We start from the raw sequence: 24,335 nt of genomic DNA on the forward strand, positions 1-24,335 counted from the left end.
TATGAATAAGTTTAAACTAACATTTTTTGGCTACAGTGGTCTTTTAGGATTTGCTGTTGGGATCATTGTAGCTTTATTTATGGGGCTGACAGAACTGGGACACCAGCTTTTATGGCAAACAGTGCCTAAAGCTCTTGGTAATCCAAGTTTTTACCCCTTAATTGTCTGTATAATAGGCGGCGTGGCGATTGGTTTTTTTGTAAAAACATTTGGGCGCTATCCTCGAACGTTGCAAGAATCTTTTACAGAATTTCAGGAAACAAGGCGGATTGATTATCAGGATGGTAAACTGGTAAAAAATTTGTTGGGTTCTTTACTAGTCCTGTTCTTTGGAGCTAGCTTAGGTCCAGAAGCCGCTTTGGTTGCACTACTAGGAGGCCTGATTACTTATGTAGCGGACCGTAGGAAAATTGCGGAGCATCAGCGAGCCGATATGATAGAATTTGGTGTAGGGACCTCCCTAGGGGTAATCTTTATGACCCCGCTGTTTGGTGTAGGTCGTTCCGTTGAACGGGACAATTGGCAGGTCGTTACAGAAAGTAAACTAAAAAAATATGTTTTGTATTTATTTACTACATTCACTGGTTTTATTGGTTATCTTTTAGCTTACAATATTTTTCCAAATCAAGAGCAGGTCTTCGCGATTCGAAGAATGGAGAGCAGCTTTACTTGGCAAGGATTACTGTTGGTTATCCCAATGATTATTTTAGGTGCTCTTTTCGGGAAATTCTTCTTAGTCTTGCAAGAAAGAGGCGAAAAATTAAATCAACGGATTCGTAACCCGATACCGTTAGCTGTTTTAGCTGGGGGCATTTTAGGTGTACTGGGAATGATCTCTCCTTATTTCCTATTTTCTGGCGAGCATAATTTATTATCTTTTACGCGACAGGCAGAAACAATGAGTTTTTTCATTCTGCTATTGATTGGATTTGGTAAAGTCGCGATAACAATGATTTGCTTGGCGTGTAACTGGCGTGGGGGAACAATCTTTCCGATGATCTTCTCCAGCATTGCAGTAGGGTTAGCTTTTGTGAGTTTGCTTCCGTATTCACCAGGCTTATTAGTTGCTGTTTTTACAGCTAGTGCTTGCGCTGTTATTTTGAAACAACCTCTTGCAACAGCTTGTTTGTTCTTATTGTTGTTTCCTGTGGAACTATTCCTATGGATATGGTTAGCGGGTTATCTAGGAAACTTATTCTTACAAAGAGTTCCATTTTTCCAAGAAGAACAAACAATAAAATCTTTCAAATTCCCTGAATTACCAAAACGTTCGAAACAGCCAACGGTAAAAACAGAAGAAGATGCAACGAGAGATGTTTCTGAATTGAGAAAAGCTGCGGCCCGTAAAAAAGCTAAAAATGTTGATTCGCAGCCGCGAGTCATCGAGCCGAAGAAAGAGGTATTAGCACGAAAAAAAGTCCAGAAACAACGTGACTTAAAAAGTAGCATTGAAACAAAATCAGATAAACAAACTACCGATGTTCCAATGACACGAATGAGTCGGCATCGGCGGAAATAATGGAATGGGGAGAAATTTGAATAGGCTCTAAGTCAAATAGTGTTGTTTCAATCGGCTCTAAGTCAAATAGTGTTGTTTCAATCAAATCACCTTAAGGAGACGCTTCGGCGTTTCCTTTTTTTGAGTTATTAAATGATGTCACAGAGATTCTGGTGGATCAGCACTCGCTTACGGAGATGACGGAAAGTCCTGAAGCCAAAAGCAATGCGCTTAATTACTTTGATCAGATTGTTTTTCCCCTCCAACTTGCCATTGGAATACGGATACTTCAAGGCATTAATGATCGCCGTTCGATGTTTATTAAGATAGGTCACGGCTTTTTTAAAACCAGCGTTTAATGACTGAGGCAAGGAATCGATCAAGTCAAAAAAGCTGTTAAAATCTTTCGCATCAAAGGCACCTAACAAATTCTGGTAGATGTCATAACTTTGACGAAGCTGTGGATCAACGGAAAGCAGATAATCTAAAACCTCCGATTCTGTTAGATATTTCTGTTTGAATAGTGGAAATTGTTTCAATGATTGATAGTTTAGTTTGGAATTTTTCTTCAAGACGGTGCGCCAGTACTTTTTTAGTTTCCGATAGTCTTTTTGTGCTTGCGAATCACTCTTTTTCAATTGGTTCATCGCTTGAATGCGTTGTTTGTTTAAAGCGCGAGTCAGCTGTTGAATGACATGAAAACGGTCGATTGAAATCCGTGCATTGGGAAACACTTCTTTCGTCACAATGCCGTAAGAAGCATTCATATCCATGACAACGTGTGTGACTCGACGTCTCGCTTTGAAAGAAAAACGTTGAAAGTACGCTCTTAACTTGAAATTCCGACGATCATCTAGAATATCGAAGATTTTCCCGGTATCCGCGTCACTGATGATAAAACACATAGCCCCTTCACAGTCCTTGGTTCCCTTAAATTCATCGATCAAAAGATGCTTTGGTAAGTACTCAGGGTTTCTTTTCGGCTCTTTAAAAAAAGTGTCCAGTACCCGCTCAACCGTTTTCGAAGAAACAGAATAGCGTTCGGCAATATCTTTCATGGAGATTTTTTTCTTTAGATCAACGGCGATCGCAAATTTCAATGCTTGAGAAATATAGCAGTTTTCAGCGACATAATACGTTTTGGCAGAAAAAGTATGAAAACAATGCCTGCAGAGAAACCGTTGTTTATATAAATGAAGATACGTTGGTACTTCCTGATAAGGAAGCATCTGAATCCGGCTGTCTTTCCAGCCATGACGAATCACAGAATCAAAGCCGCAAAGTTCACAGTGAGGCGGTTCGTAGGACAGTGTCCCCGTAAATACGTTCGCAGATTTACCGCGGATGCGTTCCTTATTTATCGCATCTTTAGGAAACGAGATATGAGAATCTTTGATATTTAGCAACAATTTGATGGCTTTATCTGTATTTTCATCTTTAAGTTTGATATTCTTAGTTACGGACATTTGGTTGACCTCCTATGGTTTGGTTTGGCGATTTAATTATAGGACAACCAAGTGTCTTTTTGTATTATAAAAAGAAAAGGGTGTTCCTACTCACTTTTGAGTAACAACACCAAATATTATAGAACCTTTGAATATTTTTCCCTATTCTTTTTTTGTTCAATTTTTTGAAAGCGTTGACCAAAGTTCTGCTGACTGCTACTCTATTTATTAGAAGACTAAAAACTTCAAAATAGAAAGGAACGTGTGACGATGTTAAACGAAGGAAAGATTCGTGCGTATTTGGAAAAAGAAAAACTGGATGCTTTTTTTATTGCCAAAAGGGTGAATGTTCGTTTTACAAGCGGTTGGACAGGGGACGATTCATTCATTTTGCTCACACAAGAAGGTCAGTACTTTTTGACGGATCCGCGCTATACTGAACAAGCGGATATCGAGGTATCGGATTATGAAATTATTAATTGGCGCTTGCCTGGCCGAACGGTCGGAGATACTGTAGCGCGTTTAGCGAGTGAGAAAAACTTAAAAACGATCGCTTTTGAAGCGGATTATTTAACCTATGACATGTCTTCTGATTTTACTTCAAAGACAAAGGCAGAATTTGTACAAGCTGGCGGTGTGATTGATCGTATGCGGGCAATCAAATCTCCGAAAGAAATCGAATATATGCGTAATGCTTGTGAAATTTCTTGTCGTGCATTGGAACGGCTAATGCCTGAAATTCGAGTTGGTGTTACGGAAAAAGAATTGGCTGCTAAACTTTCTTTGTACATGGTACAAGAGGGTGCTGATACACAACCCTATGGAAATATTTTGATTTCTGGCGCGAACACATCGTTATTGCATGGAATTCCATCTAAAAAAGCAATTGAATACGGCGACTTTGTCTTGATGGATTTTGGTTGCCAATATGAAGGCTACATGTCTGATATGACTCGAACCGTCGTGGTTGGCAAAGCAACTGATAAACAACGGGAAGTGTATGAGCTCGAAAAACAAAGTTTAGAAGCTGCTGAAGCTGTTATGAAAAATGGTGCTGCTGTGAAGGACATCTACCAAGCGTCATTGAAACCACTGAAAGGAACAGAGTATCCGCAATATACTTATCGTAATATTGGTCATAGTATTGGTTTATTTGTACACGAATTACCATATATTGATGAACAATACGATGACATTTTGGAAACAGGCATGGTGATGACGATTGAACCAGGAATCTACATTCCTGATTGGGGCGGTGTACGGATTGAAGACCAAGTTTTGATCACGGATGACGGCTATGAAAATATGATCAGTATTTCCCATGATTTGATTGAATTGTAAGTATGAGTTAGGCTATACTAAGACGACGACGGCATAAGCTGTCGTCGTTTTTTAACACCCAATTATTATAAGAAAAGCCACACGGATTTGTGTAGTTCTACAAAAAAAGGGGGGCAACCGATGAATGAACGGGAAGCTTTTGATTTTGTCTATGATATTGGAGAAACGTTATTGAAGAATGGTGCAGAAATCAAACGGATTGAGACGACCATTCGCCACATAGCTGAAGCTTTGGAATTAAAAGAGTTTGATAGTTTTGTTTTAATCAATGGTATCTTTATGACGGCACGATTGAAAGATAAAACCGTTCAGGCTCGAGTTCGAGATATTCCAATCTCACCAATTAATTTAGGCCGAATTGAGCAAATCAATACCTTATCTCGACGTTTGACGGAAAAACGTCTGAGTCCAGAAGATGCCAATGAGTGGTTGCAAGAAATAAAAGAAGAAACCTTTGCTTCAAACCCGCTAAAGATTTTTGCCTATGCTTTTGGTAGTGCCAGTTTCTGTTTTATTTTTGGGGGAAGTCTCTGGGATACAATTGGTGCGCTATTTTTAGGAGTTTTGTTGGCCAGTTTTTCTATGTACTTATTACCAAAGTTTAATATGTCGGACATTATCTTGACGATTACTAGTAGTGCTTTTGTTAGTGTTTGTGCTTGCCTATTTGTTCATTTTATTCCTGCTTTACAGTTAACAAGTCTAGTAACTGGTGGAATCATTTCTCTTTTACCTGGTGTGGCGATCGTCAATGGTATTCGTTATTTATTTGATGGTGACTATAGTTCTGGATGGGGACAGATGATCAATGCTTTGATTACTGCTCTTTGTGTTTCCGTCGGTGTTGGGCTTGTCTTGCAATTATTTAGTTAACTTCATTTTAAATCGAAAGGGGCGAATAAGTCATGATGACTACCTTATTTCAAATTTTGGCAGGTTTCTTGGGAACGATCTCATTTGCGATACTTTTTGAGGTTCCTCGACGTTACTATGTTCACTGTGGAGTGATTGGAGCTTGTGGCTGGTTTATTTATTTAATGATCATGCATTTTTGGGTGGCACCAGTTGCTGCAACGTTTATTGCTTCATTGGTTTTGATCTACCTTTCACGAGAAGCATCATTTGCATTAAAGGCACCAGTAACAATTTTTTTAATTTGTGGTATTTTCTGCTTAGTCCCGGGAATGGGAATTTACAATTTTACTTATAATTTTTTTATAGGCGATTCTATCAAAGCGGCACAAATAGGTGTTCAAGTTTTGAAAATTGCCATTGCGATTGCAGTAGGAATCACAGTAGGGTATGAGTTATCTCCGAAATTTTTTTATTCCTATCATAAAATGCAAAGAATAAAAATTCACTCTCATGAATAAGGAAACAATACAGTCTTGTTGTATAACAGGCTGTTTTTTTATTTCTACTGAGTATAAAAGCATGCAGTATTAAACGATGAAAATGTTATTGAAAAACCCATTATTTTAATAAAAAAACAAATTCATGAGAGAAAGATAAATGATTGAAGTTATCAAAGTCAAACCAAATATTGAGAGAGTTTTTTTAATTTATTTCCAAATTAGCACAGATTTGAAAAAAAGTTTAAAGAATTGTTTAAATACGCCAAAAGATATAGTAAACTAATGGAAGCGGATACGAATGATAAATTTGGATTTTATTCTTATAAAGACTTGAAATTCAAATGGATTTATGGTTATTTTAAAACTAGCAACAGGTGAATAGTTGAACAAGTTCTTGGTACTAAACCAAACTGTTCCATAGCAGTTCGTTTTCGTAAAAAAGGATTATTAGCAGCTACGTGAAGACAGAGCTGTTTTTAATAATGCCGACAGGCAAAAAATAATATTTAGAAGGAGTGAAACATTTTGAAAGAACGTCGCGTTGAAAGAGTAATTGAAAAAATGAAAGAACAAGGTTATGGCCAACTGTTAGTTTCAGATCCAACAACTATTTTCTATTTAACTGGTCGCTGGATTCATCCTGGTGAACGGTTGTTAGTATTAGTGATTACTCCAGATAACAAAAACACATTGATCGTTAACAAATTATTCCCAATTGAAGAAGACTTGGGCGTGGAAAAAGTATTTATTGATGATACCGACGACGCTGTGAAGAAAGTTCTTGAGTATGTTGATACTGACAAAAAAATTGGTGTCGATAAGAACTGGCCTGCGCATTTCTTATTACACTTATTAGAACTTGTTCCAGATGCCAAATTAGGTAATGGTTCAGAAGTGACCGACGCGGTTCGTGCGATCAAAGATGAAGAAGAAAAACAATTGATGCGTGATGCGCAAGCTGATAACGAGATTGCTATTGATCGTTTGAAGAAGTTGTTACCTGAAGAATTGACAGAAGCTGAAATGGCAGATAAGCTAGGCGAAATTTACAAAGAATTAGGTAATACGGGCTTTTCATTTGACCCAATAGTTGGTTATGGTGCAAATGCGGCGGATCCTCATCACGAAACAGATGATTCAAAGGTGAAACCAGGAGATTCTGTCATCTTAGACATTGGAGGCATTAAGAATTCTTATGCTTCAGATATGACTAGGACATTCTTCTACAAAGAAGTATCTGATAAAGGTCGCGAAGTTTATGAAATCGTAAAAGAAGCAAATCAACGTGCGATTGATTTAGTGAAACCGGGTGTGAAATTATCTGATATTGATGCTGCGGCTCGTGATTATATTACAGAAAAAGGTTACGGTGAATACTTTACTCATCGTCTAGGCCACTTCATCGGGATCGATTGTCATGAAACAGGTGATGTTTCAGGAGCAAATGATAATGTTGCTGAAGTGGGCAATATCTTTTCTATCGAACCAGGAATCTATATTCCAGGCGAAGTCGGTGTGCGTATTGAAGATTTGGTGATCGTAACAGAAGATGGTTGCGAAAACTTGAATCATTATCCGAAAGATCTAGAAGTAATCGGTTAGGAGGCCGCGCAACGTATGAAAATCGAAGAAGGATATATGCCATATCTTGGACACCAGACTTATTACCGGATTGTTGGTGAACAAGCTGGTAATAAGAAACCATTGATTGTCATGCACGGCGGCCCCGGATCAACCCATAACTATTTTGAAGTACTTGATGAAATGGCGGTCGATGGCCGCCAGATCATCATGTATGATCAATTAGGTTGCGGAAAATCCGCGGTACCTTCTCAGCCAGAGCTTTGGACAGCTGAGACATGGGTCAATGAATTGATTGCTTTACGGGAGCATTTAGGCTTGGATGAAGTTCATTTATTAGGACAATCATGGGGCGGGATGCTAGAAATCATTTATGTTTGTGACTATGCACCAAAAGGCATCAAGAGTATGGTACTTTCAAGTACTTTACCTTCTGCTAAGCTATGGGCACAAGAACAGCATCGTATGATCAAATTCATGTCTGAAGAAGATCAAGCAGCAATTGCAAAAGCTGAAGAAACTGGTGTATATGATGATCCTGCGTATCTTGCAGCCAATGATCGCTTCATGGTGCGCCATGCAGCGCCAGTATTTACCGAAAATGATCCTGAACCATTGCGACGTGAAAAAGTAGCTGGAACAGAAAGCTATGTCAACGCGTGGGGACCAAATGAATATTCGCCAGAGGGAACTCTGCACGGATATGATTATACGGATAAACTGTCAGACATTACTATCCCAACACTTGTTACTAGCGGCACAAATGATTTGTGTACACCTTTAGTAGCAAAAACTATGTATGACGCGATTCCGGGAGCTAAATGGGAACTGTTTGCTTATAGCAGACATATGCCATTTGTTGAGGAACGTGAAAAATATATGAAATTATTGGAAGAATGGCTAGCAGCTAACGATTAGTTTTTTAAAGAAAGAAGGAATGATAGTGGAAACAACACCAGTAAAAAATAAAAAGCCTTTTGGATTTTATGTATGTGCCATGGGGTTTACTTTTGAACGTATGGCCTTTTACACGGCTAAATATATGTTAGCGATTTGGATCGCTACGACTGCTGCATCTGGCGGATTGGGAATGACTAGTGCTCAAGGCGTACAAATCTCAGCATGGTTCGTTGCTGCAACGTATATCACACCGACGATTGGTGGGATTATCGCCGATTATTGGATAAGCCCAAGGCTCTGTGTGGCTGTCGGAATGATTATGATGGGTGTCGGCTATATGTTGGCATGGCAAGCCAGCTCAATGGGCATGGTATGGATCATGATTATCTTAGTTGCGCTTGGTACAGGTTTGTTTAAAGGAAATCTGTCCGGTGTAAATGCCTTACTGTTTAGCGACGAAAAAGAATTGAATGAAGCGTTCTCGATTCAGTACTCATTTGTTAATATTGGTTCATTCATGGGAACAACATTCTTAACTCTGTTGATTCCAGGATTTGGCTTTAACTTTGTCTTTATGATTTGTGGTGTTTTACTATTAATTGATGCTTGTTGGTTTATCTTTAACAGCCGTTCATTAGGTGAAGCGGGTAAAAAACCGTTTAAAATCGACCAACGTCAATATGAATCAGCAGGTAAAAAAGAAGACGGTGCTGATACTGCATTGACTTCCGGCGATAAAAAACGACTTGTGGCTATTTTCTTAGTTACAATGTTCTCTGTTGTTTTCTGGACTGTTTGGTATTTAGCCTATATGCCAGCTTACTTCTACTTTGGCTGGGGTGATGGTGCTGGATTCTTGAACCGTGCTAACTGGGTGATCGGGAACTTCCATATTCCTACTGCTTATTTTGACTCAATGAATGCCTTGACATGTATCATTTTAGGTCCTGTTTTAGGTCGTTTATGGACGAAACTAGCTAAACGCCCTCAAGGTGATATGAGTATGTTTAAGAAAACAGCCTTAGGAATGATCTTAGTCGGCGTTTCTTATGTAGTTATGGTATTTGGAGATATCGTCGGAAAAGGAAGTGCGTCAATTATCTGGTTGGTAATGGTCAGCATCTTAATGTCTGTGGGCGAAATGATCTTTTCACCTTTAGGAAATTCATTTATCTCTAAATTGGCACCAGCAAAATTAATGGGTCTATTATTAGGTTTCTGGACAATCGCAGTATTCTTCTCACAAATGATTTATCCAGTAATCTATGCATTGTTAGAAACAGATGTACCGGGTGATTTCCAGATGGGTTACGGCGTGTTAGCTGCGATCGTAATTGTCTTAGGTTTGATCTTATGGTTTGGCAGCAAGTCATTAGATAAATTGGAAACAGCTGAATAGCATTATCAAGAAGCTCTTACCTTATTAAGGTGAGGGCTTTTTTTGTATAAAAGACAGTGAGAAGGAGACGGATAGGGCAAGGGGGAAAATATATCTCAATTTTAATGTGAATGATCAAACATATAAATTTAAGATGATATCATCTTTTGAATTAATAAAAATAGTATATAGGATCTATTGTTAGTTGCGGGTTCTCAATTATTAAATAACGGTAATAATTACCGTTTTAGATTGAGAAATAACGAATTCAACTAATATGGTTTTGTAAAAGAAAGGCGGATTGTCGACAGTATACAATTTCTACAAATATCGTAAAATTAGTGTTTGTAAACGTTTTTTGTACAGAAGATAAGTTTGATGAAAATTTAATTAGAGAATCCAAAAAAATCTACAATTTATAAAGTTATTTGTCAGAAAATATCAGTTTTATTGAGAAACCACCTTTTACATGAAGGTGGTTTGTGCTATTATTTACATGAACTACGGGTGGCTGATTTGCTCAAGTTCGAACAAACGAAAAAGTTGGGAGGTGAAATAATTTGACACAAATTCTTATACCATTAAAACAACATGTCGGCGCTCCTTGTAAAGGAATCGTTAAGGCTGGTGATCAAGTTCAACGAGGACAATTGATTGCTGAACCAAATGGTTTAGGTGCAAATATCCACGCAAGTTTCTCTGGTAAAGTAGTAGATGTTGATGGAGATAATATTGTTTTGACTATCGATGATGAACAAGATTTTTCTAAGTACCTTCCTATCCCAGAAACAGAAACAAATGCGAAAGCAGTCGAAGCTGCAGGAATTGTCGGTGCTGGGGGAGCAGGTTTCCCAACATTCTTAAAATTAGCATGTGATATTCCTGAAGGGACGTTTATCGCAAACGGAGCAGAGTGTGAAGCGTTGCTTACTCATAACGTGAAGCAAATGAGTGAACACATTGATCAATTAATCCGTGGGATGAAGTATTGCATGGAGATGACTAACGCTCCAAAAGGTGTGATTGCTGTAAAAGGTAAGCATCGGGTGTTAGTAACTCGTTTATTAAAAGCAGTGGACACTGAACCAACGATTGATGTCTACCAATTGCCAGATATCTATCCGGCTGGGGATGAACGAATGATCGTTCGTGAAGTAATGGACATTGTTTTAGAACCAGGTCAATTACCAACTGAGGTTGGTGCAGTGATTGATAATGTGGAAACGATCAAACGTATCGCGGAAGCAATTGAGGATCGCAAACCGTTCATTGACAAAGATGTGACCGTTTCTGGTCGCGTAAAGCAAAAAGAAACAGTATTTGTTGATGTGCCGATCGGTACTCCAGTGAAGACATTGATTAACAATGTTGGCGGATACGTTGAACCGCATGGCGAAATCGTCATTGGCGGACCTATGACTGGAAGAAGCGGCGATGAGATGACCCCAATCACTAAAACAAGTGGTGGTGTGTTAGTCGCAATGCCGTTCCCTCAAGAAAGTCGGAAAGTCGGTCTTTTGATTTGCGAATGCGGCGGATCTGCCGAACGTATGACCGAGATTGCTAACAACATGGGCGCAGAAGTTGTCGCTGCAGAACGTTGCAAGCGAATGGTAGAAGTAAATGGAAGATATAGATGTGCCCTGCCAGGTATTTGTCCAGGCCAAGCTGCAACTGTTATGTCCTTGAAGAAACAAGGAGCAGAAGTAGTGATGACTGGATCTTGTTCCGATTGAACGAACACCGTAATGGGTGTAGCTCCTAGGTTAGGAGTTCCGGTTTATCATCACACAGATCATGTACTGCGGGCAGATGGACACAGACTATATCGTAAATTACCTACAAACTAAACAAAATTTTAGGAGGATTTAACGAATGTCTATTACAGCAGAAACTGCTCAAGAACATGCCAAAGACCCTGCAGTATTATGTTGCCGTGCAGAAGCAGGCAAAGTAATTGCACCAGATGATTTAGAAGATCCAGCGATCTTCCCAGACTTAGAGGATTCAGGTTTATTAGAACTGCCTGAAAATACTCTAACGATCGAACAAGTACTTGGTACGACATTGAAAGAAACAACGGATGCGTTGGTTCCATTAACAAAAGAATTATTAGATGGTGTTTCTGAAGGCACAGAAGAGGAAGCTCCTACAGAAGAAGCTGCTCCAACTCCAGTTGCTCCTATTGCTCCGGTAGCACCAGTTGCACCAGTCGGTGGACAAACTATTAAGATCCACATTGCTGAAGGACGGGGTATTGATTTAGAAGTACCAATGTCTATCGCAGGTCAAATGGGCGTTGCTCCGGCAGCACCAGTAGCACCAGTTGAAGCAGCACAGGCTCCGGCACCAGCGGTTGAGGCTGTGGCTCCTGAAGCAAAAGTAGAAGAAAAAGTCGTTCGTTCAGTTCGTCGTGATCATATGAAGATCGAAAAAGTAATTTTTGGCGACGAAACAAAAATCGAAGGTACAACTTTGGTTCTACGCAAAATGGAAGATATGTGTGCGGAAGCAGCTGAGCTAGAAGAGCTAGTTGAAAGTGTTACTTTTGAAATCATTACACCAGATAAATATAACGAATATAGTGAAACGATCATGGACGTACAACCAATCGCAGCTAAAGTTGATGGTGCGGATATCGGCCATGGTGTTACTCGTGTGTTAGATGGCGTTGTAATGGTTCTTACAGGAACAGATGCAAATGGTGTACAAATCGGAGAATTCGGTTCATCTGAAGGTGAATTAGACCGTAACATCATGTGGGGACGTCCTGGTGCACCAGATAAAGGCGAAATTTTCATCAAAACACAAGTAACAATCAAAGAAGGCGCGAATATGGAACGTCCAGGACCATTAGCCGCTCATAAAGCATCTGATTATATAACTCAAGAAATTCGTGAAGCAGTGAAGAAAGCGGACGAATCTTTAGTTGTAGAGCAGGATGAAATCGTACAAAAACGTCGGATTGGTAACAAACGTGTCATTATTGTTAAAGAGATCATGGGACAAGGTGCGATGCACGATAACCTGATCATGCCAATCGAACCAGTTGGAACGTTGGGAGCAAAACCGAACGTTGACTTAGGAAACTTACCAGTTATTTTGGCTCCAACTGAAGTGTTAGACGGCGGGATCCATGCATTGACATGTATTGGACCAGCATCAAAAGAAACTTCTCGTCACTACTGGAGAGAACCTCTAGTGCGTGAAGCAATGGAAGACGAAGAAATCGATTTAGTCGGTGTTATGTTTGTTGGTTCTCCGCAGGCGAACACTGAAAAATACTATGTTTCTAAACGTTTAGGTATGACGATTGAAGCGATGGATGTTGAAGGCGCAATCGTTACGACTGAAGGATTTGGTAACAACCACATCGATTTTGCTTCACATATTGAAGAAATCGGCAAACGCGGCATTAAAGTTGTCGGCGACTCTTATTCAGCAGTACAGGGTGCGTTAGTTGTTGGGAACCCAGAAATGATTGCTATGGTAGATAACAACAAATCTATGCAAGGAATCGAAAATGAGATCTTATCTAATAACACACTGTGTAAAGAAGATGCGATTCGTGATTTAGCAATGTTGAAAACACTGATGGGCGGCGGTACGATCAAAGCTGCTGAACGTAAATGGAATCCAAATGTGAAAGCAAACAACATTGAAATCATTGAAAAAACTACTGGCCAAAAGATTGATTTAGTAGATAATGAACAAATCTTGCCTAAGAGTAAAAAACGCCAAGAAATTTACGAAGTAGAATAAGGTGAAATAATGGATGGAATGAACAAACTCAAATACATTTCGACGGAACAGATGTTTGAAGGGATCATCGTAGAACTTCACGATGCCAGCGTGACGATTGACTTGAAAGGTCGATTGGGTCAGCTTAAAATACCTCGTCGAATGATCATTTCTGAGTATAATTTAGAAATCGGTCAAGAAGTTGGGTTTTTAATGACCTATCCAGAAGTTTTGGCAGAAGAGCCTGATGAACATTATAAAACGGCTATTTATGAGCATGAACGTCGTCGGGCCGAGGCCAGAAAAAAACGTGAAGAAGCAGGAGAGGAGAATTAACACATGGGCTTAACAGTCTTTGAAGGGTTACAGTCAGAAATTTTTGTGCCGATTACGCCAAAATCTGTCTTTACCCCTGTGAAAAAAGAGCTTAAAGAAATGCGTGTGGCATTAGCAACAGCAGCCGGCGTACACTTAAAAACAGATAAACGTTTCAATTTAGCGGGTGACACAACATACCGCGAAGTACCAGATACTTCAAAAGTAGAGGAATTGATGGTTTCTCACGGTGGTTATGATAACGCTGATGCGAACCGTGACATCAATGCGATGTTCCCATTGGATCGTTTACATGAATTAGCTGCAGAAGGCTTCATCAAAGAATCTGCACCTGTTCATTACGCATTCATGGGCGGCGGTGGAGACCAAGATGCATTCCACGATGTAACTGGACCAGAAATCGCTCAAAAATTAGTAGAAGAAGAAGTCGACGCTGTCGTCTTAACCGCTGGCTGAGGAACCTGTCATAGAACTGCCGTGATCGTGCAGAGAGCTATTGAGGAAGCGGGAATTCCTACTATTTTAATCGCCGCATTACCACCAGTTGTACGCCAAAACGGGACTCCACGTGCCGTTGCGCCGCGTGTGCCAATGGGTGCAAATGCAGGTGAACCACATAACATTGAAATGCAAACAGGTATCATGAAGGATACCTTAGAAGCACTAGTATCAATCGAAACGCCAGGGAAAATTGTTCCATTACCTTATGAATACATTGCCCACGTCTAAAAAGTAGGTGTGAATGATGAGAGGCGAAACTTTAAAGATCAAAGTTTTTCATATGAAGGAAGTCACTGAAGGTAACGACTTTCGTATTGAACCAACACGTTTGCAAATTAAGCAAGACTTTGACTGCAAGGACGCCGCTATTCAGAAGCTGACGATTCGATTACTCCCACCACATCAGCATAATGTTGAAACCAACACCATCATGGATATTATTCCGATTTCTACGAAGGTGTTGGGTGTGTTGGGTTCAGGGATCACGCATACACTTACCGGTGTTTCAGTCGTTATGACTGGAGCCATTGAAGAAGGAGAACAAATGCATGAATTTGGCTCTTCAGAAGGTGTTTTGCGTGATCATTTAGTATTGAATCGAGCAGGGACGCCTAACGCGGAAGACTACATTATTTTAGTGGATCTTCTAGCGAAAAAGGGGACTCCTTTTAATCGTGAGCTCTGTCTTAAAATGTTTGCGATTGTGGATGAATTTATCCAAGAAATTCGTGAAAAAATGAAGATGCTGGAAGGCAAGGATGCTTGTGAATCACATGTTTATGAAGAGAATATCAACTCAGGAAAACCCAAAGTCGCTTTAGTTAAACAAGTGGCTGGTCAAGGAGCGATGTATGATATGCTCCTTTATCCAAATGAACCAAGTGGTTTTCAAGGGGGCCATTCTATCATCGATATGAACAATATGCCGGTCTTCTTATCAGCAAATGAGTATCGCGATGGAGCGATTCGTTCTATGGTTTAACTGAATAACGGATAGGTGGTGGCGTTATGGGGATTGGCCCATCAACAAAAGAAACATCACTGCATCATTTTCAAGATCCGCTTGTCGAACTTCTAGGTAAGGACCCTGATATCGACTTTCAAGGAGTCGTTGTAGTGGGAACACCGCAAAGCAATGCAATGAAGTATCTAGTTGGGCAACGTACAGCTGCATGGTTGGAAGGGATGCGCACAAATGGTGTGATCGCTGCAACAGATGGCTGGGGGAATTCTGACGTAGATTTTGCGAATACCTTGGAAGAAATTGGTCGCCGGGATATTAGCGTGATTGGACTCAAGTTCATTGGTACACAAGCTAAGTTTGTTGTTGAAAATGACTTTACAAAGCATGTATTGGACTTTAATAAATCAGAGGCTGGTATCGAAACCGAAGTAGTTGGTGAAAATACGATCAATGAACGGGATGCAGTAAAAGCGCTTGCGTCAATCAAATTAAAAATGCGAAAAGATAATCAACAAGTACGTTAGAGTAAATTTTTTATGAATATGAATCACCAGAGTACTATTTTTAATTAAGTAGGAAACAAGGAGGATAATCATGAAAGTATCAAAAATGATCTCAGCAATCGACACTCATACAGCAGGTGAGGCTGCACGTTTAATCGTTGGTGGAATTCCAAAATTCCCTGGAGAAACAATGGCTGACAAAAGAGCTTATTTAGAAACGGAAGCAGATGACTTGCGCAGAATGCTGATGCTGGAACCACGTGGACACCGCGATATGTTTGGTGCCTTTATTACTGAACCAGTTCATAAAGAAGCTGATTTTGGTATCATTTTTATGGATTCAGGCGGCTACTTGAACATGTGTGGACATAATACGATCGCAGCAATGACGGCAGCAGTAGAACAAGGTTGGGTAGAAGTTAAAGAAGGCGACCGCGAAGTAAAAGTTGTTCAAGATACACCAGCAGGAATTGTACACGGAACTGTACATTTAGATGAAGACTACTCAGCAGAGTCAGTGTCATTTGAAAACGTGGAATCATTCCTTTATAAAGAAAATGTGACGGTCAATGTTCCTGAAATTGGTGAATTGACTATGGATATTTCCTTTGGCGGTAGTTTCTTTGCTATCTTGCCTGCAGCATCAATTGGTTTGGAAATCAAACCCGAAAATGCTTCAAAATTTAATGAACTTGGTATGATCATTCGCGATGCTGTGAATGAACAAATCGAGATTCAACATCCAACATTGGATCACATCAAAACTGTCGATCTTGTTGAGTTTTATGGTCCAGCAACAAGCCCAGATGCAACGTATCAAAACGTTGTTGTATTTGGCGATGGACAAGTTGACCGTTCTCCTTGCGGTACAGGTACAAGTGCTAAACTTGCGACTTTATACGGTAAAGGTGAGATGAAGGTTGGCGATACATTTGTGTATGAAAGTATTTTATGCACGAAGTTTAAAGGTGAAATTGTTGAAGAGGCTGAAGTTGGAGGATATAAAGCAATTATTCCTCGTGTAACTGGTTCGGCTTATGTCACTGGATACAACTCATTCTTAGTTGATCCAAAGGACTCCTTGAAGGATGGTTTCCTTCTGGGATAAAAATGAAGGAGGGGTAATATGGTAACAATATTATTAGGAATTTATGTTGCACTGATTTTACTACACACGGGAAATATGGGACGCGACTTAGTCAAAAACAAAGACGACTTAGGACAAGGAAATTGGTTTGTTTCAGGTATCATCGGATTTGTTACGGACTTCTTAGATACGTTAGGAATCGGAAGTTTCGCACCGACAACGTTACTTTTGGACTTTACAAAACAGTTGAGTTCGGATCGGTTATTGCCGGGAACGTTGAATGTTGGTCACGGTATTCCCGTATTGGTTGAAGCGTTTATCTTTACTCAGGTAGTGGATGTTTCTCCAGTAACTCTATTTGCACTAGTTGGTTCTGCTACAATTGGCGCATTTATCGGCTCAAGATTTGTAACTGGTTTGCCAGAGAAAAAAGTCCAACTTTGGATGGGCTGGGCTTTGATTGTTACGGCTGTTTTAATGTTTGCACGTCAGCAAGGTTGGATTGATATCTTGGGCGCGGATAATACAGCAACGGCATTGACAGGCATCAAATTAGTTATTGGTGTTGTGATCAACTTCTTCTTGGGAGCGTTGATGACGATTGGTGTTGGTTTGTATGCTCCATGTATGGCAATGGTTTATATGTTAGGTTTGAGCCCGCTAGTTGCTTTCCCAGTTATGATGGGTTCATGTGCAGGCTTGATGCCGATTGCAAGTTTGAACTTTGTTAAAACAGGAGATTATGCACGTAAAGTTAGTTTGGCGATCACTGTTGGTGGAATTATCGGGGTAATTATCGCTGCGAAATTCGTAACCGGCTTAGATTTAGAAATTCTGACTTATATCATCATTTTAGTAATCATCTACACTGGTATTACTTATATTCGCAAGAGTATGAAACCAGCTGCAACCAATGCATAAGATATAAAATGAAAACTACTTGCTCAAAACGAGCAGGTAGTTTTTTTATGTCCATTTAATTGTCGAGATTTTTGCAGAAAAAGACCTCTTCAAAATATTTTAAATTAGTGACCGATAATTTGGAATAGATCATGTAGGATAGAAAAATATTTCATTTATGTACAAAAAAATTAAGTTTTTTTAAGAGGGTATAAAAAACATATGTAATGCTTTATGATAGGAAAGAAAAAATGTCACTGGAATCGTTTTATCTTGGGCACTGAAAGGCTTTCGATTTACGGATGAGCGTGACAAAAATTTACATAGAGAAACAAAAAGTAAACTGTTATAATAGAAACCGTGAAGGATGGTGGAAAGCATGGAGACAGTTCAACAATTGATCGTCTGCGGTGGATGCAATGCAAAAATTGGTCCAGGAAACTTAGGAGAGCTGCTGGCAGATTTACCTAAAGCAACCAATGAGAATTTATTGGTGGGATTTGATTCAACTGACGATGCTGCTGTTATTAAACTACGTGATGATTTAGCGATTATCCAGACGTTAGATTTTTTCCCGACAATGGTCACTGATCCTTATCTTTTTGGTAAGATTGCGGCAGCTAATGCTTTGAGTGATGTTTATGCCATGGGTGGCGAGGTACTATCTGCATTAAATATTGTCGCGTTTCCGGAAGAAAAGGATTTATCTATTTTAAAAGAGATTTTACGTGGCGGCGCAGAGAAGGTGCAAGAGGCGGGCGCTATTTTAGCTGGTGGACACTCGATTCATGATCAATCGGTAAAATATGGTTTGTCAGTGACAGGCACCATCGATCCAAATAAAATTTATCAAAATAATACCTGCCAGCTGGGGGATCATTTGATTTTAACGAAGCCATTAGGTGTAAGTATCATCACCGTTGGCTACAGCGCAGAAGAAATTAGTGAAGAAGCGTTTGTGAAAGCAACCACGAGCATGGAAACATTGAATAAATACGCGATGGATATCATTCGAAAATATTCAATCAATAGCTGTACTGACGTAACTGGTTTTGGTTTGGCAGGACATCTGCATGAAATGATGAATGAGCGCTTTAGTGCAGAAATTCGCTCAAAAGATTTGCCGTATTTTGAAGAGGCCTATCAAGGAGCGAAGGAATTTATCTTAACTGCGGGCGGCCAACGGAATCGTAATTATATGGAAGAAAAAATCGATTTTAAGATTGCTGATTTTGGAATCGAAGAGCTGCTATTTGATCCACAGACATCAGGTGGTCTGCTAGTGAGCGTGCCAGCTGAGGAAGCAACGGTGTTACTGCAGGAATTACAAGCAGCGGATATCCCTGCACAAGATTTTGGTGTGGTCGTTGAAAAGCAAGACAAAGAATTGATTATTTATTAGAGAGGTGGATAACCATGTTTAAAATTGATGCTCTGGGTAAAGCGTGTCCATTACCAGTGATAGAAACGAAAAAAGCACTGCGTGAACACGAAGTTGTACAAACGTTGGTAGATAATGAGATTGCGACACAAAACTTAAAGAAAATGGCGGAACAGCTTGGTTACATTTATCAAATGAATCAAGATGCTCCGAGTCATTACACAGTAGTTATCTCAAAGGCAAATGCTGATCTGACTGAGGAAGAACCACAAGCAGCGGAAATGATCGCAACTGTCGATGATTATATCGTCGTGGTTGATACTAACGTAATGGGGCGCGGTTCAGATGAATTAGGGAAAAATTTACTGAAGGGCTTCATTTATTCATTAACGGAACAAGATGTGTTGCCAGAAAAAGTGATTTTCTATAATGGCGGTGTCCATTCCGTTGTGGAAGGCTCCGATTCACTTGAAGATTTGCAGAGTTTGATTGAAAAAGGTGTGGAAATCTATGCTTGCGGTGCGTGCTTAAACTTTTATGAGTTGACTGCTTCCATCGGTGAAGTAACGAATATGTATCGTATCGTAGAAATGATGCGACAAGCACCAAAAATCGTTAAACCTTAAAGGCTGTCAGCTTTTAATCACGCGATAGTGTGATTAGCTAAATGGTATACGGCTTGAAACTAGGATGAACTTTTCCAAAGAAAAATGAATCCTCTATTATGAAAAGGAGCAGTTTTTATGCAGACATACGGTGTTGCTTTATTTTATTCAACCCGGGAGGCCATGAAAGCTGAGGAACTCGCGAAGGAAGCCCAACTTGCCGTTCGAATCATTCCAACACCGGAAAAGATTCATGCTAGTTGCGGCTTTTCTTTGAAATATCCGTTGGTCGAGGAAGATGTGTTATCTTCATTGCTTACAGATGCAAAGATCGCCTCAGAGGGTTTTTATCATGCTACCCAAGAAGGGTTGAAGACAGAATACAGGTTGGTTCAGAAAGGATAGGCAGATGGCAAATATTGTGATTGGAACAGCAGGGCATATTGACCACGGAAAAACGACTTTGATCAAAGCGCTGACCGGAATCGAAACAGATACGACGAGCGAAGAAAAGAAACGCGGGATGTCGATCAATTTAGGTTTTGCTTATTTGGATTTGCCAAATAAAAAACGTGTAGGGATCGTGGATGTGCCAGGACACGAAAAATTTATCAAAAATATGGTGGCTGGTTTACCAGGCATCAATTTAGTATTGCTTGTGATCGATGCAGCGGAAGGGATCATGCCGCAAACGAAAGAGCACATCGATATTTTGACATTATTGGGAATTCGAGACTTCTTGATCGTATTGACGAAGGTGGATACTGTCGATCCTGATTTGAAGGAGCTGGTTGTTGAAGATATTCGTGAACAATTGGCAGATACACCGTTGGCGGAAGCGGATCTGATTGAAACAGACGCCGTGACCGGAACTGGGATCAACGAGTTGTTGGCAAAAATTCAAGAGCATTCAGAAGAGGTGCAGGAGCGCTCAGGCAGTGGTTCGGCTCGTCTAAATGTGGATCGTGTTTTTAGTGTAAAGGGATTTGGAACAGTTGTAACTGGAACGCTACTGGATGGTTCCATCAATACTGGAGAAGATTTATATCTATATCCGAGTCAGAAAAAGACACGTGTGCGAAATATCCAGGTTCATGAAACGGATGTAAAAAACGCGCATTCTGGACAACGAACGGCATTGAATCTGGCAAATATTGCAACCGATGAAATCAAAAGAGGGGACGTACTCTCTGTTTCAGAAAAGCTGGAAGATACTTGGATGCTGGATGTAAAAATTACCTGTCTGCCTGAAGTAGAGGGTGGAATCGGCTTATGGGATCGGGTTCGTCTGTTAATCGGTACTCGAGAGGTAATGGCACGGACAGTCCCATTAGGCGTTGATTGGATCGGACCGGGTGAAGAGGGCTTCTTGCAGTTGCGTTTAGAAGAACAGGTTGCGGTTAAAGAGCGGGATCGGTTTATCTTACGTTCTTATTCTCCGATGTATACCATCGCTGGTGGTGAAATTCTAGATGCGGCACCACATAAGCATCGTCGTTTCAAGGTAGAGATTCTAGAAAGTCTGAAGGCCAAAGAAGAGGGCAGCCTAGACGAGTTGATCGCGGATTTCATGGTCAATAAGAAACAGCCGTTCACTAAAGAAAAGGATCTGCAGGAATACTTGGGTGTTGGAGTAGAGGAGCTGCAGCCAATTTTAACTGAAATGGTCTCAGAAGGTCGAGTAATTGAAACCAAAGTCGGATACTTGGCTCAAGCCAGCTACCAAAAATTAGCAGATCGCTCAGCAGAACTTTTATCAGCATATCACAAGCAATATCGTCTGCGTTTTGGGATGCCGCTGGAGGAATTTCGTTCGCGGATGCGAGGTCTGTTAGCGGAAAAAGAAATTTCTGTTTTGATTACATTGATGAAAGAAAACCTAGTCAAAGAAGCAAATGATAAAATTGCGTTAGCTGATTTTGAAGTTACATTTAACAAATATCAGCAAGCAGCAAAAGAAAAAATTGAGACAGCCTTAGCCAAAAATGGCTATACCCCCGTTAAAAAAGACGAACTATTTGATTTGGATAAAAATGCGGAGGAAGTCTTAGAAGCGTTGAATGGGGAAACTGTGGTTTTCTTGACGCATGAATATGTATTACTAGGAAAAATATTTGATCAAGCAGTCAAAGAAATTCAACGCTATATTGCTGAGCATAAGCAAATGACGTTGGGTGATTTTCGGGATTTGACGAATTCCAGTCGTAAGTCGTCAATGCTGATCTTGGAATATATGGATAAACAAGAAATCACTAAGCGAGTGGACAACTATCGTATATTAGGGGAGAAGGGAAAATAAATGAATATTTACCTGGATAATGCCGCGACGACTGCTCAAAAGCCTGTTGTCGTGGCAGAGGCGATGACACAGATTCTAACTGGCGAGTACGGCAATCCTTCTCGTGGTGCTCACGGCTATTCATTGGCAGGGTTCCGTGTGGCAGAAAAGGCACGTAATCAAATCAAGGAGCTCTTTAATGCTGATCAGCGTTATGAAGTTGCGTTTACTAACAATGCTACAGTTTCTTTAAATGAAGTCTTGAAGGGGTTAATTCGCGCGGGTGACCATGTGATTACGACATCGTGGGAACACAACTCCGTTTTACGGCCGCTGTATCAGTTGGAAGCTCAGGGGGCCAGCTTTGATGTAGTGTCAAGTGAAGCGGTGACAGGGCGTCTGAACTATGAGGAGTTTGCTGAAAAGCTCTGCCCGGAAACAAAGGCTGTCGTCTGTAATCATGCGAGCAATGTGACAGGGAATCTTTTGGACTTGAAATGGGTCAAGGATTTTTGTGAAGAACATGGACTTTACCTGATAATTGATGCTTCGCAAACTGCTGGACTCATTCCTATCGATCTTAGTGACGGGAAAATTGCGGCATTATGCTTTACTGGGCACAAGTCGCTCTATGGTCCGCAAGGTACTGGCGGCGTTTGTTTATTAAAGGATTTGCCTATAGAACCCGTAATCACTGGCGGAGATGGGATGCAGTCCTTTTCCAAGGTGCAGCCGAAAGAGTTGCCGACACTATTAGAAGCAGGAACGATAAATATTCCTGGTATCGCGGGTTTAACCGCTAGTGTTCAGTGGCTGATGAAAAAAGACTCTTCAGAAAAATTAGGAGACTATTTTTATCAAGAGCTGCAAAAAATTGAAGGATTAACAATTTATGGGGATTTCAACAGTCCGCGTGTGGACGTTTTTTCAGTCAATATTAAAGACGCTGAGTCGGCTATTGTTAGTGATCTGCTGTGGGAAGAATATCAGATTGCTACACGTCCAGGCTATCATTGTGCCCCACTGATGCATGATGCCTTGGGAACAGCGGATCGTGGGACGGTTCGTTTATCATTTTCAACTTTTACCACTAAGGCTGAAGTCGATACAGCTTTGGAAGCATTAAAAAATCTGGCGTCACGCTAAGAAAGCAGGTGGCTTATGTCAAAAGAGATTCAGAATATTTTAGCAAGTTTGCCTTCCGTGGATGTTTTATTGAAACAGATTGATCCAATTTACCCTCATGGAAAAGCGAAAGAAGCAGCCCAACAGGTTGTAGCAAGTCTTCGAGAAGCCGTGGTCGATGGCAGCAGAAAAACGGTAATTGATCAAAAAGAAACCGTGGAAATGATCCACAAGCAATTGGAAGAGAAGCAGTTTTCATTGCGTCGAGTGATCAATGGAACCGGAACTGTGATCCATACGAATTTGGGGCGCTCTTCATTAAGTGCGAAAACACAAGAACAATTATTGGCGACCAGCTTTCATTACTCAAATCTAGAATTTGATTTGGAAAGCGGCAAACGCGGCTCTCGTTATAGTCATTTGGTTTCTATCGTGAAGAAGCTCACAGGAGCGGAAGATGTCTTGGTTGTTAATAACAACGCGGCTGCGGTCTTGTTAGTTTTGAGTACACTGACGCAGGAAAAAGAAGTTTTGGTATCTCGCGGTGAATTAGTTGAGATCGGCGGGGCCTTTCGGATTCCTGATGTGATTACATCAAGCGGCGGAACAATCGTAGAGGTTGGGACAACCAATAAAACACATTTAACCGATTATGAAAAAGCGTTGACTGAAGAGACTGGCGCGGTCTTGAAAGTCCATACCAGCAATTATCGAATCGTTGGTTTTACAGAAAGCCCGGCATTACATGATTTAGCAGAATTAGCCCACAAGAATAATTTGCCGTTGATCAATGACTTAGGCAGCGGGTTGCTGTTAGATATGCGGCCTTTCGGGTTACCTTATGAACCAACCGTAAAAGAGGTTTTAGATCAAGGCTGCGACATTGTGACCTTTAGCGGTGATAAGTTATTAGGCGGTCCTCAGGCGGGAATCATTGTCGGTAAAAAAGAATATATTGAAAAAATGAAGAAAAACCAGTTGTTACGAGCACTGCGGATCGACAAGATGACCTTGAGCGCGTTGGAGGCCACCTTGGCCTTGTATCTTGATGAAAAAGAGGCGCTGAAATCTGTGCCAACGCTACAAATGATTGGCTTGAGTGAAGAAGACTGCTTAGGGAAAGCCGCTGAACTTGCGGCAATGCTGCAAGCAATTACTGAGCTAAGCGTGAAGATTGAAAAAGACAGCAGCAAAATTGGCGGCGGATCGTATCCGGAGCATTTGTTGCCAACTTATGCGGTTGTTCTAAGCAGTGAACGTTTTACTGCGGATGACTTGCAAGAGAAGCTACGTTTAGCAGCGACACCAATCATTACACGGATAAAAAATGATTGCAATTTCTTAGATTTGCGGACGATCGCATTAGATGAATTTCCGCTGATTCAAGAAAGCCTGCAAGCTATTTTTAAATAAATT

Annotated in this window: 22 protein-coding genes; 21 read left to right on the forward strand and 1 reads right to left on the reverse strand. The window is 40.5% G+C overall.

What is annotated here, in order from left to right; all coding sequences use genetic code 11:
- Position 1: 1 nt before the first annotated feature.
- On the forward strand, positions 2-1,519 hold the full coding sequence (locus IGI67_RS19660; RefSeq protein WP_429958964.1) for a chloride channel protein: 1,518 nt from the start codon (positions 2-4) through the stop codon (positions 1,517-1,519).
- A 128-nt stretch (positions 1,520-1,647) separates the two neighbouring features.
- Here IGI67_RS19660 and IGI67_RS19665 read toward each other — a convergent pair whose 3' ends face one another.
- Positions 1,648-2,964 carry an ISL3 family transposase gene (locus tag IGI67_RS19665; RefSeq protein WP_429958965.1) on the reverse strand — a complete coding sequence of 439 codons (1,317 nt, stop codon included), beginning with the start codon at positions 2,962-2,964 and terminating at the stop codon, positions 1,648-1,650.
- 249 nt (positions 2,965-3,213) lie between these two features.
- On the opposite strand from IGI67_RS19665, the gene IGI67_RS19670 reads away from it, so the two are divergent.
- The 20 genes from IGI67_RS19670 to selA all read left to right on the forward strand — a co-directional run bounded on the left by IGI67_RS19670 (position 3,214) and on the right by selA (position 24,332).
- On the forward strand, positions 3,214-4,284 hold the full coding sequence (locus tag IGI67_RS19670) for a M24 family metallopeptidase (protein ID WP_429958966.1): 1,071 nt from the start codon (positions 3,214-3,216) through the stop codon (positions 4,282-4,284).
- Between the two features lie 120 nt (positions 4,285-4,404).
- Positions 4,405-5,157 carry a threonine/serine ThrE exporter family protein gene (locus IGI67_RS19675; protein ID WP_207109710.1) on the forward strand — a complete coding sequence of 251 codons (753 nt, stop codon included), beginning with the start codon at positions 4,405-4,407 and terminating at the stop codon, positions 5,155-5,157.
- Positions 5,158-5,189: 32 nt separating this feature from the next.
- Positions 5,190-5,657: a threonine/serine exporter family protein gene (locus IGI67_RS19680; RefSeq protein ID WP_207109709.1), complete on the forward strand. Its 468-nt coding sequence runs from the start codon at positions 5,190-5,192 to the stop codon at positions 5,655-5,657.
- A gap of 507 nt (positions 5,658-6,164) precedes the next feature.
- Complete coding sequence (locus IGI67_RS19685; protein ID WP_429958967.1) at positions 6,165-7,241, forward strand: M24 family metallopeptidase; 1,077 nt, start codon at positions 6,165-6,167, stop codon at positions 7,239-7,241.
- A gap of 15 nt (positions 7,242-7,256) precedes the next feature.
- Positions 7,257-8,138, forward strand: a complete 882-nt coding sequence (pepI, locus tag IGI67_RS19690; RefSeq protein WP_429958968.1) for a proline iminopeptidase — start codon at positions 7,257-7,259, stop codon at positions 8,136-8,138.
- A 25-nt stretch (positions 8,139-8,163) separates the two neighbouring features.
- A complete protein-coding gene (locus IGI67_RS19695; protein ID WP_207109706.1) occupies positions 8,164-9,519 on the forward strand; it encodes an MFS transporter in 1,356 nt (451 codons plus the stop codon).
- Positions 9,520-10,058: 539 nt separating this feature from the next.
- Positions 10,059-11,348, forward strand: coding sequence for a proline reductase-associated electron transfer protein PrdC (prdC, locus tag IGI67_RS19700; protein WP_429958969.1), 1,290 nt, complete (start codon positions 10,059-10,061; stop codon positions 11,346-11,348).
- 25 nt (positions 11,349-11,373) lie between these two features.
- Positions 11,374-13,260, forward strand: a complete 1,887-nt coding sequence (gene prdA, locus IGI67_RS19705) for a D-proline reductase (dithiol) proprotein PrdA (RefSeq protein WP_429958970.1) — start codon at positions 11,374-11,376, stop codon at positions 13,258-13,260.
- Positions 13,261-13,269: 9 nt separating this feature from the next.
- On the forward strand, positions 13,270-13,575 hold the full coding sequence (locus IGI67_RS19710; RefSeq protein ID WP_207109703.1) for a CBO2463/CBO2479 domain-containing protein: 306 nt from the start codon (positions 13,270-13,272) through the stop codon (positions 13,573-13,575).
- A gap of 3 nt (positions 13,576-13,578) precedes the next feature.
- Positions 13,579-14,304: a D-proline reductase (dithiol) protein PrdB gene (prdB, locus tag IGI67_RS19715; RefSeq protein ID WP_277988950.1), complete on the forward strand. Its 726-nt coding sequence runs from the start codon at positions 13,579-13,581 to the stop codon at positions 14,302-14,304.
- 16 nt (positions 14,305-14,320) lie between these two features.
- A complete protein-coding gene (gene prdD / locus IGI67_RS19720) occupies positions 14,321-15,058 on the forward strand; it encodes a proline reductase cluster protein PrdD (protein ID WP_429959811.1) in 738 nt (245 codons plus the stop codon).
- Positions 15,059-15,084: 26 nt separating this feature from the next.
- The gene (locus IGI67_RS19725) at positions 15,085-15,564 is read left to right on the forward strand and encodes a glycine/sarcosine/betaine reductase component B subunit (RefSeq protein ID WP_207109701.1); all 480 of its coding nucleotides are present in this window, start codon (positions 15,085-15,087) and stop codon (positions 15,562-15,564) included.
- 70 nt (positions 15,565-15,634) lie between these two features.
- The gene (locus IGI67_RS19730; protein ID WP_207109700.1) at positions 15,635-16,651 is read left to right on the forward strand and encodes a proline racemase family protein; all 1,017 of its coding nucleotides are present in this window, start codon (positions 15,635-15,637) and stop codon (positions 16,649-16,651) included.
- An 18-nt stretch (positions 16,652-16,669) separates the two neighbouring features.
- Complete coding sequence (locus IGI67_RS19735) at positions 16,670-17,551, forward strand: sulfite exporter TauE/SafE family protein (protein ID WP_207109699.1); 882 nt, start codon at positions 16,670-16,672, stop codon at positions 17,549-17,551.
- Between the two features lie 358 nt (positions 17,552-17,909).
- Positions 17,910-18,932, forward strand: coding sequence for a selenide, water dikinase SelD (selD, locus tag IGI67_RS19740; protein WP_207109698.1), 1,023 nt, complete (start codon positions 17,910-17,912; stop codon positions 18,930-18,932).
- Between the two features lie 14 nt (positions 18,933-18,946).
- Positions 18,947-19,537: a sulfurtransferase-like selenium metabolism protein YedF gene (yedF, locus tag IGI67_RS19745; protein ID WP_207109697.1), complete on the forward strand. Its 591-nt coding sequence runs from the start codon at positions 18,947-18,949 to the stop codon at positions 19,535-19,537.
- 117 nt (positions 19,538-19,654) lie between these two features.
- A complete protein-coding gene (locus IGI67_RS19750) occupies positions 19,655-19,921 on the forward strand; it encodes a DUF3343 domain-containing protein (RefSeq protein ID WP_207109696.1) in 267 nt (88 codons plus the stop codon).
- Between the two features lie 4 nt (positions 19,922-19,925).
- Positions 19,926-21,815: a selenocysteine-specific translation elongation factor gene (selB, locus tag IGI67_RS19755; protein WP_429958971.1), complete on the forward strand. Its 1,890-nt coding sequence runs from the start codon at positions 19,926-19,928 to the stop codon at positions 21,813-21,815.
- Positions 21,816-22,940 (forward strand): aminotransferase class V-fold PLP-dependent enzyme, encoded by a 1,125-nt coding sequence (locus IGI67_RS19760; protein WP_429958972.1) that lies wholly within the window; start codon positions 21,816-21,818, stop codon positions 22,938-22,940. It abuts the gene before it with no gap.
- A gap of 15 nt (positions 22,941-22,955) precedes the next feature.
- Complete coding sequence (gene selA, locus IGI67_RS19765) at positions 22,956-24,332, forward strand: L-seryl-tRNA(Sec) selenium transferase (protein ID WP_429958973.1); 1,377 nt, start codon at positions 22,956-22,958, stop codon at positions 24,330-24,332.
- The last annotated feature ends 3 nt before the right edge of the window (positions 24,333-24,335 follow it).

Source organism: Enterococcus sp. AZ196, assembly GCF_050498845.1.
GTDB classification, from domain to species: Bacteria; Bacillota; Bacilli; order Lactobacillales; family Enterococcaceae; genus Enterococcus_A; species Enterococcus_A murrayae.

Coding starts and splice junctions, on each gene's coding strand:
- IGI67_RS19660 (WP_429958964.1), top strand. CDS start 2: ATGAATAAGTTTAAACTAACATTTTTTGGCTACAGTGGTCTTTTAGGA.
- IGI67_RS19665 (WP_429958965.1), bottom strand. CDS start 2,964: ATGTCCGTAACTAAGAATATCAAACTTAAAGATGAAAATACAGATAAA.
- IGI67_RS19670 (WP_429958966.1), top strand. CDS start 3,214: ATGTTAAACGAAGGAAAGATTCGTGCGTATTTGGAAAAAGAAAAACTG.
- IGI67_RS19675 (WP_207109710.1), top strand. CDS start 4,405: ATGAATGAACGGGAAGCTTTTGATTTTGTCTATGATATTGGAGAAACG.
- IGI67_RS19680 (WP_207109709.1), top strand. CDS start 5,190: ATGATGACTACCTTATTTCAAATTTTGGCAGGTTTCTTGGGAACGATC.
- pepI (WP_429958968.1), top strand. CDS start 7,257: ATGAAAATCGAAGAAGGATATATGCCATATCTTGGACACCAGACTTAT.
- prdA (WP_429958970.1), top strand. CDS start 11,374: ATGTCTATTACAGCAGAAACTGCTCAAGAACATGCCAAAGACCCTGCA.
- IGI67_RS19710 (WP_207109703.1), top strand. CDS start 13,270: ATGGATGGAATGAACAAACTCAAATACATTTCGACGGAACAGATGTTT.
- prdD (WP_429959811.1), top strand. CDS start 14,321: ATGAGAGGCGAAACTTTAAAGATCAAAGTTTTTCATATGAAGGAAGTC.
- IGI67_RS19725 (WP_207109701.1), top strand. CDS start 15,085: ATGGGGATTGGCCCATCAACAAAAGAAACATCACTGCATCATTTTCAA.
- IGI67_RS19730 (WP_207109700.1), top strand. CDS start 15,635: ATGAAAGTATCAAAAATGATCTCAGCAATCGACACTCATACAGCAGGT.
- IGI67_RS19735 (WP_207109699.1), top strand. CDS start 16,670: ATGGTAACAATATTATTAGGAATTTATGTTGCACTGATTTTACTACAC.
- selD (WP_207109698.1), top strand. CDS start 17,910: ATGGAGACAGTTCAACAATTGATCGTCTGCGGTGGATGCAATGCAAAA.
- yedF (WP_207109697.1), top strand. CDS start 18,947: ATGTTTAAAATTGATGCTCTGGGTAAAGCGTGTCCATTACCAGTGATA.
- IGI67_RS19750 (WP_207109696.1), top strand. CDS start 19,655: ATGCAGACATACGGTGTTGCTTTATTTTATTCAACCCGGGAGGCCATG.
- selB (WP_429958971.1), top strand. CDS start 19,926: ATGGCAAATATTGTGATTGGAACAGCAGGGCATATTGACCACGGAAAA.
- IGI67_RS19760 (WP_429958972.1), top strand. CDS start 21,816: ATGAATATTTACCTGGATAATGCCGCGACGACTGCTCAAAAGCCTGTT.
- selA (WP_429958973.1), top strand. CDS start 22,956: ATGTCAAAAGAGATTCAGAATATTTTAGCAAGTTTGCCTTCCGTGGAT.